The 12,527-nt window shown below is 60.8% G+C and carries 7 protein-coding genes; 2 read left to right on the plus strand and 5 right to left on the minus strand.

Annotation, left to right across the window (positions count from 1 at the left end; all coding sequences use genetic code 11):
• Positions 1 to 69: 69 nt before the first annotated feature.
• Positions 70 to 1,716: a GNAT family N-acetyltransferase gene (locus PL597_RS07950; protein WP_077984330.1), complete on the plus strand. Its 1,647-nt coding sequence runs from the start codon at positions 70 to 72 to the stop codon at positions 1,714 to 1,716.
• A gap of 60 nt (positions 1,717 to 1,776) precedes the next feature.
• On the plus strand, positions 1,777 to 2,931 hold the full coding sequence (locus PL597_RS07955; protein ID WP_217003611.1) for an amidohydrolase: 1,155 nt from the start codon (positions 1,777 to 1,779) through the stop codon (positions 2,929 to 2,931).
• Between the two features lie 37 nt (positions 2,932 to 2,968).
• On the opposite strand, the gene PL597_RS07960 is transcribed toward PL597_RS07955, so the two are convergent.
• The 5 genes from PL597_RS07960 to bcsN form a co-directional block, all read right to left on the minus strand.
• Positions 2,969 to 5,278 (minus strand): tetratricopeptide repeat protein, encoded by a 2,310-nt coding sequence (locus tag PL597_RS07960; RefSeq protein WP_271364911.1) that lies wholly within the window; start codon positions 5,276 to 5,278, stop codon positions 2,969 to 2,971.
• Positions 5,269 to 6,324, minus strand: coding sequence for a glycosyl hydrolase family 8 (locus PL597_RS07965; RefSeq protein ID WP_269824163.1), 1,056 nt, complete (start codon positions 6,322 to 6,324; stop codon positions 5,269 to 5,271). Before PL597_RS07965 ends, PL597_RS07960 begins: the two co-directional genes overlap by 10 nt.
• The gene (locus tag PL597_RS07970) at positions 6,321 to 8,801 is read right to left on the minus strand and encodes a cellulose biosynthesis cyclic di-GMP-binding regulatory protein BcsB (RefSeq protein ID WP_271364912.1); all 2,481 of its coding nucleotides are present in this window, start codon (positions 8,799 to 8,801) and stop codon (positions 6,321 to 6,323) included. The genes PL597_RS07965 and PL597_RS07970 overlap by 4 nt, the downstream gene beginning before the upstream one ends.
• Positions 8,798 to 10,987 carry a UDP-forming cellulose synthase catalytic subunit gene (bcsA, locus tag PL597_RS07975; protein ID WP_271364913.1) on the minus strand — a complete coding sequence of 730 codons (2,190 nt, stop codon included), beginning with the start codon at positions 10,985 to 10,987 and terminating at the stop codon, positions 8,798 to 8,800. The genes PL597_RS07970 and bcsA overlap by 4 nt, the downstream gene beginning before the upstream one ends.
• Before the next feature lie 94 nt (positions 10,988 to 11,081).
• On the minus strand, positions 11,082 to 11,984 hold the full coding sequence (gene bcsN, locus PL597_RS07980; RefSeq protein ID WP_271364914.1) for a cellulose biosynthesis protein BcsN: 903 nt from the start codon (positions 11,982 to 11,984) through the stop codon (positions 11,082 to 11,084).
• Positions 11,985 to 12,527: the final 543 nt, after the last annotated feature.

The raw sequence follows: 12,527 nt of genomic DNA on the forward strand, positions 1-12,527 counted from the left end.
TTGAAGCCGACCGTTTACCCATAAAATGAAGCCTCCCGAATGTGTGATCAGTATTGGGAGGGGGCAAGAATGCGCATCGATATCATCGACACGGACGCCGGCTTCGAGGCGATCCGCGAAAACTGGGATGCGGTGTTCATGGCCGATCCCCATGCCCGGCATTTCCTCTCTTGGGGGTGGCTCAGGGATTATATGCCGCGCCGCAGGCGCTGGTTCATTCTTGCGCTGCGCGAACGACAGGAAGGCTCGCCCTATGTGGCGTTTTTCCCGCTGCGCATCGTCACCGAACCGGACAAAAAAACCGGACGCTTCCACGACAGCATCGTCATGGCCGGCAATGCGGCGGCGGATTACACCGGTTTCATCACCCTGCCGGATTATGAAAATCGCGCAGTCGCCGGCTTCTGTTCATACATACGGCAACAGAACTGGACCGAGCTGAAGCTCGATTATCTTTGCGGCCCGCCGGAACGCCGCGACGCGATGATCCGCGCACTTCAGGGCCCGCTCGTCATGTTTCGTGACAACATGCCGACCAACCCCTACAACATTAACAATTGCATCTGCCCGGTCGTGACCCTGCCGGAGACGTTCGACGGCTATCTCGACAGCCATATGAGCAGCCAGACCCGGCAGAAGCTCAGGCGTTTCCTGAGAAAAGTGGAGGGCGGCGACGAATATCGCATCACCTTTGCAACGCGGGAAACAATCAGGCGGGATATGGACATCCTGTTCGATTTCTGGCGCATCCGCTGGGCGCCGCATAAGGGCAAGGAACGCACGGAGCTTCTGATCGGCGCGACGCGGCAGATGCTGATGGATGTCTATATCCGTGGCGATCTGGAAGTACCGGTATTGTGGTTCGGCGAACAGCCGCTGGGGGCACTCGCCAATATCATCGACCGCCAGAAGAAATCGGTCCTGTTCTACATTACCGGCCGCGACGAAAACTGGAAGACCCCTTCTCCCGGCCTCGTGCTGCATGGCCATTGCATTCGCAGGGCAATCGAGCAGGGTTTTAAAACCTATGATTTCCTGCGCGGTAACGAGCCTTACAAATATTTCTTCGGGCCGGAGGAACAGAAGCTGAGCTGCACGCTGTTCCGCACCCGCTCGGGCGACAATCTCGGCGGCAAGCTTCACCCGCGCAGCATCCGTTTTGTCTACGAACAGGCCCTCAAGCTCTATAAGGCAGGCCAGAAGGCGGCCGCCAATATTGCCTTCGCGCAGGTACTGACTGCGGCGCCGGACCATCTCGGCGCGCAATTCGGGCTCGCCAATCTATTGTTCGACCGGGGCGAATTCCGGGAGGCCGAAATCGCCTTTCTCAGCCTTCTGGCCGCCGGGCAGGAACCCGTCGTCCTTTGGCTGCGTATCGGCGAGGCGCGGCTGGCGCAGCAGCACTACCACGAGGCGTCCGAGGCCTTCCGCCAGGTGACCAACCGCGCGCCTTTCCACCGGGAAGCGCTTTACAAATGCGCCGTGGCGCTGATTGCCGCTGAAAGAACGATGGAAGGTGCGGAAATCCTCGACAGGCTGCAGCACTATCACTCGGACGATGCAGCCCATCTGGAATATGCGGAAAAGGCCCGTGCAGCCCTTGCCCGGCTGGAACTGGCAAAGGCCAAGGTTCCGCTGCCGGCCGATGTCGTCACGCTCTCCATCAAGCCGAAAGCGGCAGGCAAGCGCTGGCACCCGCCAAAGGTTTTGCATTAAAGGCAACGCCCTGTAAGTTGCGGCAGGAAAAACCGGCCGGTCGACTTGCAAGGATGTTTGATGTTTCTGACCAACAAGGACATGCTCGATCTCATTGAGCTTCGCCATGATCTGCACCGTCATCCGGAAATTTCCGGCGAGGAGAAGCAAACGGCGCGGCGCATCCGCGCTTTCCTCGAGCGGGCGCAGCCCGACCAGCTTTTCACCGCTCTCGGCGGCCATGGCGTAGCTGCGGTCTATGACAGCGGCAAAAGCGGCCCGGCGATTCTGATCCGTTCGGAACTCGATGCTCTGCCCATTCACGAAAAGAGTGACGCCGAATACCGCTCCGGCACCGACGGCAAGGGCCATCTTTGCGGCCATGACGGCCACTCCACCATTCTGACGGCGCTGGCGCTCGGCCTTTCTCGGCAGCGCCCGGAGACCGGCCGCGTCATCCTTCTGTACCAGCCGGCGGAAGAAACCGGCGCGGGCGCCGCCGCCGTCCTCGCCGACCCGCACTTTGGGCAGATAAAGCCGGATTATTCCTTTTCGCTTCACAACCTCCCCGGCCTTCCTTTCGGCCATGTCAGCGTCGTGGAAGGTCCGGTCAACTGCGCGTCACGCGGGGCCAAATTCCGCCTTTCCGGCAAGACCGCGCATGCGTCTTCGCCCGAACATGGCATTTCCCCGATGCAGGCAATATCCTGGCTGATGCCGGCCTTGGCCGAACTGGGCTCCGGTTTCCCGCCCGAACCCGATTTTTCCATGGTGACGATCACCCATGCCGCGATGGGCGAAGCCGCCTTCGGCATTTCCCCAGCCGATGCTGAAATCTGGGCGACACTCCGGACACTGACCGACGACCGGATGGAAAAACTCTGCGAGGCTGCGGAAACGCTGGCAAAAAAGGCGGCGGACGAACAGAAGCTGACGCTCGATATTACCTATGACGATATTTTCCTGCATTGCGAAAACGCGCCTGACGCGGTCGGGCACATCCGGCGCGCGCTGGACGAGGAGAAAATCTCCCACGGTTCGGAGGCGCTGCCCATGCGGGCTTCCGAGGATTTCGGCCGCTTTCGCGCCGTTTCGTCATCGGCGATGTTCTTTCTCGGCGCAGGCCGGGATTATCCCAACCTGCACAATCCGGATTACGACTTTCCGGATGCGCTGATCGGCACCGGCGCGCGCATTTTCATGCGCATCATCCGCAACCTGTCCGACGCAAAATAGCAGCGGCCGAAGACATCCAGCCACGATCAGCCGAACGTCAGCCGCCCTGGGGGCCGTTGCTCGGCCGAGCGGCGCGCACCGCAGCCAGCCCGCGGATACCATCCTTGTTTCCTATAGCCGTCAGGCTTTCGAAAATCTGGGCGGCCTCACCATAACGGCGCATGGCGAGGTAGGAATAACCGCGCAGCACCATCAGGTCAGTGCGTTCATCCGCCAGCCGCGCGCGCTGATCGAGCAGGAGAAGAGTTTCAACATATCGCTTCGACCCGAATGCGGAAACCGCTCGATCGGCAAGGATCGCGACTTGCAGTTCCGTCGCACGCGGGCGATCCATGTGCGACTTCGTTGCCGAGACGGCTGCACGGTCCGTCAAGCCCATGCGCAGATAGGCAAGGCTCTGGCCATAGGCCGCATCGCTTTTGACATTGGACTGACCGCTTTCTATCGCGGATTCGAAAGCTTTGAGAGCCTCCGCCGGCCGGTTCGTCTCCATCAGGCACCAACCGAGATCAAGCGCCTGCTGTGGCGGCAAACGTTGCGGATCGGGATAGGCAACGCAGGAGCGTGGGCGCGATGCGGCGCTTGTTTCCCTTTGCGCCTGCACTGCGCGACGCGCCTGCTTGCGCGAAGGTTCAGGTTGCTGGACGACGGGTGGATTATACACCACCGCCGTTTCCCCCTGCGGGGCATTGGCCTGCAGGGGCGGCGGCGTCACCTGTGCCGCAACCGCCTGCCCGGACTGATCCACCATGCGCGCGGTTCCCACATCGGCGATACGTTGCGAACGGCCTCCCCATTGCTGCTGGATGCCGCGCAGGCCGGCAAGATTGCGAAGATCGTGATAGCTGACGGCCATGCCGTAGGCTGATGGCTCATCATCGGGTTTCCAGCCAAGGGCCGTACTGAACCATTGCAAAGCGAGCGGCGTCTGCCTGAAGGAAAGCGAGTACCAGCCGAATTGCTGCGCCGTCGCCGCATCCTTGCGCGCCACCGTTTCGGCGGCGATACGTTGCAGCACATCGGGAGGTAGAACGACCGGCGGCTCCAGCGCCAGAAGATTGGCGGTTGCGGCGAGATAGGTCGCAAGCGCTTCGTCGGATGCGTTGCGCCATTTATACATGACGTCCTCGGCCTCACGCGGCTCGTTACGGTCGATCAGCGCCAGCGCCAGACCCTGCGACGCCGACGCGCTGTCTTCTTCTTCCCGCGCCTTGCGGAACCATTTTTCCGCCTCCGCCATGTTCTTCTGCCGGATATTGTACCAGCCGAGCAGCAGGGCGTCGCTTGCAAGCTTGTCGGTCTCGGCAAGTCGCTGAAGCCGCATCACATAGGTCGAGGGAACGTTGACGCCCTCCTTCTCCCCTGCCTTTGCCACGAACTGACGGGCGAGATCATTCTTGACCGGTTCGAATTCCAGTTGACCGTCCACACCCGGTTTTTCCCTGGCAAGCAGCTCGTCCATCATTTCCGCCGGCAAAAGCGCGGATGCCTTCTGCACGGTGGCGAGCCTGTCGCTGGCGACGGTGCAATTGTTGAGAATGTAGAGATAGGCATCGCGCGCCCGTCCCATCCGGTCGGTATTGGCGAAAGCATCGGCAACCCGCCACAGCACATCGACCTCGCCGCAGGTCAGCAGGCCGGGGTTGTTGGCAGCTGTATCCACCACTGTTGCATATTGCTTGAGATCGGAAGCATTAACGAGGCGCTGGCGCGCTTCGGCAAGGGAAAGCATGCCCATCAGATTGTCGGGCGCCTGCCAGTCGGGCTCCGCCTGCTGGCGGTCGGCAATCGCTTTCCGCACCTCGGCATAACGGCCGTCGGTATAAAGCTGCCACATCGCGTCGAGCTGAGGATCGCCGTTTTCGGGAATGGCGAGAGGATCGGCAGGCGGCGTCCAGTTGGGATAGAGCGCGCGCAGGCGCGCGATTTCGGCTTGAAGACGCTGCGTATCGCCCCTCGCCGCGAAATAGCGCAATGCGCTCAAATCGACCTCGGGCATATCGGCCGAGGCAGGCTGGGTGGCACGAGGGGCCGGTGCCTGCGTCGTCTTCGTTTGCGGCGCCTGCCCGGCAGACGGCGTGACCGGCAAGGGGTCGGTCGCCGGCACCGTCACCGGCGGTGTCTCGGGCTGCGTTACCTGCGCCATTTCACGGTTCTTGACGAAAGCATTTATCTGCGCCGGATTGGCCGCCGTCGACAAAACACGCTGCGACGTCCGGTTGTCGCCGACCGCCGAGGTATGCACGTCCGACACCCGCCCGAGGATGCTGTCGCGCCAGTGGAAGGCGGCGAGAGCTATAAGAAGCAGAATGAGAGCCGAGGTCGACAGTGGCTTGTTCATCGGCATTCCCCGTTATTCCTTGCCAGAAACGACAATGCCAGAAGATGCAATGTGGAAGGATAATAAAGTGTTGGCTGGAAATTCTTAAGTTCGGCGGAAACGGCCGGCCCGCCGCCGATACAGGCTGCGAGCGCCGGGATGATGCGATAGCCGGGATCGGACAGGACATCCTTGACCGCGCCGCTCCTCAGATCGAAGGTTCCGGCAGCGCCGCTTTCCAGCGTCATGCCGCTTTTCAGCCGGGCAAGCAGCACCGGCGATCCCATATTCGCCCTTGCCAGATAAAGCGGTATGCGCACCGCATTATAGCCGAATTCCGGCGGGAAGCCCGATGCTGGCTGCGGCTTCGTCTTCACCGATACCCAGTCGGCCGGCAGTTTTCGATCGCTGAAAGCGAATGTCTCGATCTGCGCCGCACCGTCATCGGCAATGGCTTTCCAAAGCGGCGATGGCGCAACAAGATTGAGTACCGGAAAGGCCTCGAAAATCAGATAGGAAGGATTGAGCACTGGCCCGTCCTCCCGGTCATCCTCGTTAAAACCGCTGGCCGCCGGCAAAAGCAGGGTTCGCCCGCCGCGTCGCACCACCGTCTTCTTGAGAATGGCGGATGCGATGGCTGCCGATGCTTCGGCATAATCCTGCCGGTTCCATTGCCCTGCCGCCAGCGCCAACGCATAAGCGATCAGAATGTCGCCATCCGTGGCGTTGTTGATATCGGTTATATGCGGCTTGATGCGCGGATCCCATTTCCAGGCGGAAAGCCCGTCGTCACGCACCAAAAGCTCGGTGCGCGTGAAACTCCATATCAGCTCGAAGTCGGACAGGTTGTCGGCAAGCACGGCAAGCCACATGCCGTAGCCCTGGCCTTCGCTATGGCTGATATTGCCGTTGCCCGTATCGATGACGCGGCCGCCGGGATCGAGAAACGCGCCTTTATAGGCGGACCACGCCTCCGGCGAAACCGAAGCGGCGCGGCTGACGGAAATACCTGCAATCATCGTCATCATGGACAGGAAGAAAATACCGGCCAGTTTCGAAATTCCGCTCTTCATCGATGCCGTCCCATCATGCGCAGCATCGCGAAAGTGGCGAGGCCAAGGAGAGACACGAAACCGATGAACGCCAGCGAATAGGAAAGAACGTTGGAAGACAACCAGTTGGCGGCGATCAGCCTCCAGTTGGAAAGGGAAAACGCCCGCGTGACGTAAAAATAAGGCCGCTCCACCTCCACTGTCTCCAGCTTTTCGGCAGCGGCATCGTAAGCGGCAACACGTCCCCTCACGCCGCTCCAGCGGTTTTCCCGTGTCATCGCCGCCATCCCGTCACGAAGTTCGGCTGAAGTCGGTGCAGTGGCAAGCGTCCACACCCCCTCGCCGGAGGGGCTCACCCCCTGGGCCAGCATGAAGGAGACATTGCTTGGCGGCGCATAGAGCTGCTCGGCTGCCGGCAGGAAGCGCAGCGTATCCGAACTCAGGTCGAAATTCCGCTTCATCCACTCCTCGAGGGAGGACACCTGCCCCTCCCAGACACCGCCATCCACCCGCTCGCGCCAGTCGTTGAAAAGGGTATCGCTGCTTTGGGCGGGCGGCTGGACGCCGGTTCCCATTTTCCAGGAGATCTGGCTGGAGGAAACGAGATTGAACTGGCCGATCAATGCCTGCGGGAACTGCGAAATCGTGCCGACGAACAGCGCGTCGCGATCGCCGATCACCAGTGGCGAGGCGACAGTCTCAATGTCGATGGGATGCCCCGCCACGCTTGCCAGACGGCTGATCAGCGTCGCTGCCGCAGACATGGTATCGGTGTCGAAACGGTCGAGTGACAGGGCAACAGGTGCTCCGCCGGTCCGATAGGGTTGTCCGGCCCCCGCCATCGCGGCGAGATCCGGCTTGCGGCCGATCTGCGCATAGTCCGGAATATGAAGTTCCGACGTGTCGAACAATGCAAAACGCGGCGTCGCGCTGGCGGGCGCGCCGGGGGCGCAGGCCTGATCCTGTGCCGTCATCAACACCGCCTCGATGGTCACCTTGTTCGGCCCGGGCTTGAAATGACGCATCGTCACATTGATCGGCAGATGCCGGAAAATGCCGCCGCCATTGTTGGAAATCGGCACGGTCGAGGCTATCTGGTCATTGACGTAGATATCGACATGGCTGCCCGGCAGTACCTGCGACGAGTAGGCGGCGTCGAGGAGAAGCGACGCCTCACCATAGGCAGATGCGTAAAAATCGGCCGGCATGCCGACATAAAATTCGTTGCGGAAACGCCGCCCGCCAAATTCGGTGCTTTCGAGACCAAGTTCGGAAAGCGCGATACGACGATCAGACATGATGAGCGGCACATCCGGCGCATGCCAGCTGCGGGTCGAAAAAGTCGTTCTCTGCGCACCGGGGGTGCGCGATATCGACGAAAACAACGTTTCAATTGCCGCCTGCACCGCCTGAGAGGTGGGACCGCTCACAAAAAGCGGGGAAAGAGCGCCCGGCGCGGCAGCGCCGAAGCCGGCGAAAGCGCCTGCCGAAGCCTCGGGTGGCAGCGTTCCTGCGATCCCGGCGATCTCACGGGCGGTGCCGACGAAGACCGTCAGCGTGCCCGCCTTGCGTTCAGGGGAAGGAGCAGCCACGAAGCGGATCGTCTGGTTCGGCATCTGGGTTCGGAGCGCCAGCGCCTGTGAAAGGCGCAGGAGAGAATCGGCAAATGCCGGATTTCCGAGTGCCGGTGCGACAATCTCGATCGACGTCATCGCCTTGCCATCCGGCCCGGTCGCCTGAATATCGTCGATATTGGTAAAGCTTCCGGCGACATCCGCATTAAAGCCGATATAGGTATTGCCAGGGTCAATATCGGTCCACAGATCGTAGGTGGACTGGATCGTGCAATCGGTTCTATGGCGTTGCTGTACGCCCAGTCTCACGACATTAGAGCCGACTTGCAAGACACCGGGCGGAATCGTCAAGGAGACATTGCCTTCGCTGTCGGGCGCTTCGATACGCGCCGGATCCAGCGCGACATTGTTCAGGCTGACCTGAAAATTCGAGCTTTCCGGCGCGACGACAATGGCGTTCTGATACCCGATATTGAGCAAAACGGCGGCGTTCACCTGTTCCGGCGTCAGGTAGATACTCCATTGCCGCCGATCCATCTCACCGGAAAGGCTGAGCTTTTCATAGGGCAGGATGTAACGTCGGCGGCTGTCGGCGTTGAGCGACGGTGCTGGAGCAGGTCCTGCGCCCTCCTGACGCGGAGGAGCCGCAACAGGCGGCGGCGACGGAACGGCGGGGCTCTGCTGCGACTGCGGCGCGGGCTGAACGGCAAATGGCGGCGGGGTGGATGGCTGAGACGACGACTGGGCCGGCATCTGGGCAGGCGGCAGCTGATACGGTGCGGCAGGCGGCTCGGGTGTCGGAGCAGTCTGGGTGGGCCGTTCCGGCGACATGTCGAAAGGGGAGGACTGCGCCATAGCGCCGGTGGCGACGGCTCCCCATACCAATATTGCCAGAGAATCCCGGATGGGTTTACGGCCGTTCATTTTACCGCTCCGACAGATTTGATGTCTCTGGGCGCAGGCCGAAGCGTCCGGACCAGATAATAAAGGCCGCGCTGCGTCTGGAAGAGCGCGATCGCCAGGAAGATGGCGGTGCCGCGTATAAGGCCGGGGTTCTTGCGGCGCACCCGCTGGAATTCGCTCCACTGTTCCGAATTGGCGAAGATCAGGTCCGCAATCAGGCGGTGATCGACGGCGCGTTGCGGCGAAAACGTACAGCCGATCGAGATGAACCCCTCGCCCTTCACCGTTCGCACCACGTTGACAGGCATGGTTTCCGGCACGCCCTCACTATGCGGCCTGACCTTCACGATGGCTGTGGCGCCTTTTTCGATGGTTGTCGCGCTGTCGAAGAGATTGATCAGCAGGCCATGAACAGACACGTTATCGATGGAAGCCGGCACCCAGGCGTCGCTGCCCTCGAGCTTGACTTCGCAACGCCGTTTGACCGTTATGCGCCGCGACGCCGACTTGTCGCCGCGCTCGGAGACGACACCGAGCGCACAGCCCGCGAAGATGAGATTGAGCAGGTTCCAACCGCCGACCACGAGCGTGACATCCGCCTTGTAAGGCTCGCTGTAGATGCGCCAAACTGCAAAGGCCATTGCCACCACCAGCAGCGCGAAAATGACGAAAAACGGCCGGCTGATTTCCGAAAGCCGCGCCTCGGCGATGGATTCGTCCTTCGCCGTCACCTTGAAGGTGGGCTTGCCGGGATTGAAGATCACCGAAACGACGGCGGGCAGGAGGTGAACCGTCTGTACATATTCGTAAAGTTCCGAAATCCACGGCCAGCGGAAGCTGCCATATAGATAGTTCTGCATCATCAGGTTCACGAGCATATAGGCCGCCGTATAGGCCAAAAACTCGCCGCCGGAAGCCACGAAAATCTGCAGGTCGAAGAACAGGTAGAACAGCGGTGCGAACAGGAAGATGGTGCGCGGGAACGGAAACAGCCAGAACAGCGTCGACGACATGTAGCAGAGGCGTTGCGTAAAGGAGAGACCGCGCCGGAAAAGGGGCTGGCGGAAGATCAGGATTTGCATCATGCCCTGCGCCCAGCGGCTGCGCTGGCCGATAAAGCTTGCGAAGGTCGCCGGCTGCAGCCCGGCGATCAGCGGCTTGTCGACATAAATGCTGTTCCAGCCGCGCGAATGCAGCGCCAGGGCCGTTTCGCAATCTTCCGTGATGCTGACACCGCTGAACCCTTCGGTATCCTGCAACGCCTCACGCCGTAGCACCGCGGCCGAGCCGCAGAAGAATGCACCGTTCCACTTGTCGAGGCCGCGCTGGATGATGCCGTAAAACATTTCGTTTTCGCTGGGCATCGTCTCGAAGGTGCGCAAATTGCGCTCGATGGGATCGGGATTGACGAAGAAATGCGGCGTCTGGACGAGAAAGAGCCGCGGGTCCTCTTCGAAATAGCCAACCGTTTCCAATAGGAAGTCGCGGGCGGGCGCGTGGTCGGCGTCGAACACGGTCACGAGCTCGCCGGTCGAATGGGCAAGCCCGTTATTGAGATTTCCGGCCTTGGCGTGGACGTTGCGCTCGCGCGTCAGATAACGCACATCGAGATCCTCGCAGAGCTTCTTCAACTCCTCGTGGCGGCGCTGCGCCGCCTGCGCCTCGACGATATTGCTGGCGTTGCGCTTTTGCACCGAGCCGCCATCGTCCAGCAGCCAGACGGTAAACCGGTCGGCCGGATAATCCATGTTCTTGGCCGCTGCGAGCGTATTGGCGAGAAGCTCCGCGTCCTCGTTATAGCTCGGCACGAAGACATCCACCGTCGGCCGGTAATCGGGTGAACCGGGTCTCGCCTTGCGCGACGGCAACGGCATCGATACGATGACGAGGCTGAGCGCCAGCATAATGACGCTATACATTTCCGCCAGATAGAGCAGAAAGCCGGGAATGAAGTTCTCAAGCTGATTGACGGGCGGCAGCGTGCTGGTGGTGCGCCAGTAGACATAGCGCAGCACGATGGCCGTGCCGAAACCGAGCGCGACCAGACGCCAGGCCCCCTGCCCGTTGAAACTTTTGATCGTCGCCAGCAGAATGAGGGAAATCGCCGTGGCGACCAGATGCGTCTGCAGGCTGACCGGCATCGTGACGATGGCCAGAACGCAAACCGAAACAAGTAACCAGACAATGATTGTGATGGCCTTGCTCATCTAGAAACTTTCCGTTGTCTTCCCAACCCGGAATTTCGGCCCGGATTTTTTGCGATCTTCGCCTTGGCGTGCTCTTTCCCGCTGGTTCCGGCGATCACCTGCATCCTGGCGTCACCCCCGAACCGGACAGACATGCGGGCGACGGAATGGATACCTGCGGGACTTGCGATGGTTGCCGGCCGTCATCCGCCGGCGCACCATCGACGCGCCTGCCCGCCACCGTAGGCCTTGCAGGCTGGAGGGGCGCGCCAGCCGATGCGGGCGACGGGATACTGACTGCAGCAACGGGTGGAAGCGGCTGCGGTTCCGGCTGGGCGGGCGGCGCAACGGCAGCCGTGCGACGAACGGGCCGGGTCGGCACGCTCGCGGTCACCTCGCCGCCGGGCCGCATGGGCACCTCATCCGCCTCTATGGGATAGACCGGGTGGCCCGGCCGTCCGAGATTTTTATCCGCCGCCTGCGGCGTGCCGTAAGGGTTCCAGCCTGGCGAGGCGTAGGCGCCGGTAATCGTGTAATTATACATGACCGCCAGCAGCCGCTCGACACTGGCGCCTGACTGGCAAAGGCGCAGCCGCACCTTGATGCGCCCGAGATTGCGGAAATCCTGCCGCATGCTTTCCGGCGAGCGTATGTCCTGCCAGCCATAAAGGCAGGTATCGTCGCTACGGCCGCTGCCGGCGGCATAGGCGAACGCGCCATAACCGTTCTGCAGGTAATTTGCTGACATGGCGATGTTTTGGCCTGGAAACTCGGACCGGATCTCCCGCGCAACGGAAGATGCCCTGAAACCGGAAAAAGTCAGCGCATCGCCACCGGTATCCCCTGCCTTTTGCGGACCGAAAAACTCGGCTTTGATATAGTTCTGCCCGGGGGTCGCGGCCTCAGAGCGCAAAATGACCTGCTGCGCCACGGCGTTGGAATAGGTGCGGTTGACCACGGTCACGATTTCGGGACCACCGGGCGGCGGGAAAACCAACGCCTCGGACGGAGACAACATCTGCGCACCCCCGAAGGACCGAACGCCCGCGGGAGTATTGCAGCCCGAAAGAACCGCAACGGAGAACAGCAATGAAGTAAAGGCAGAAAATCTCACTGCCTTGCGCCCCTTTATTTCCCCAACGCCGCCCAGGTTAAAAGGAGACCGAATCACTAATGACCAGACCATTGTTACGAAATACGGGAGGGGATCAAATAAGCAATACGAAATTTAGGAAGTATCAAACTCGCGTTGTAATTTCTGACATTTTGGTCTTTCGAATCAACAGCGTGCATCGACCCACCGATGAGACGACGGAACCGACTGCCTTGTTATCGGTTAGTTTGGATAGAGATCGATAATTTTTGCGGTTGCAGCGCAATATGTCCCATGGTCTACTTGGCTCCATGATGACGTATTTTTATTGGTCCTTTTTTTATTCAACTGTAAAAACAGAGAGTTGACGTATGACATTGCAATTTCCGAGCATCGCGCAGGCGCTTGCCGAAGAGATCGGAACATTACGCAAATGGCTGGATGAGGACGCCCTACCCCTGTGGTGGG

The sequence above is a fragment of the Agrobacterium sp. ST15.13.013 genome (assembly GCF_027956525.1).
GTDB classification, from domain to species: Bacteria; Pseudomonadota; Alphaproteobacteria; order Rhizobiales; family Rhizobiaceae; genus Agrobacterium; species Agrobacterium salinitolerans.

Coding starts and splice junctions, on each gene's coding strand:
- PL597_RS07950 (WP_077984330.1), top strand. CDS start 70: ATGCGCATCGATATCATCGACACGGACGCCGGCTTCGAGGCGATCCGC.
- PL597_RS07965 (WP_269824163.1), bottom strand. CDS start 6,324: ATGAAGAGCGGAATTTCGAAACTGGCCGGTATTTTCTTCCTGTCCATG.
- PL597_RS07955 (WP_217003611.1), top strand. CDS start 1,777: ATGTTTCTGACCAACAAGGACATGCTCGATCTCATTGAGCTTCGCCAT.
- PL597_RS07970 (WP_271364912.1), bottom strand. CDS start 8,801: ATGAACGGCCGTAAACCCATCCGGGATTCTCTGGCAATATTGGTATGG.
- bcsA (WP_271364913.1), bottom strand. CDS start 10,987: ATGAGCAAGGCCATCACAATCATTGTCTGGTTACTTGTTTCGGTTTGC.
- bcsN (WP_271364914.1), bottom strand. CDS start 11,984: ATGTTGTCTCCGTCCGAGGCGTTGGTTTTCCCGCCGCCCGGTGGTCCC.
- PL597_RS07960 (WP_271364911.1), bottom strand. CDS start 5,278: ATGCCGATGAACAAGCCACTGTCGACCTCGGCTCTCATTCTGCTTCTT.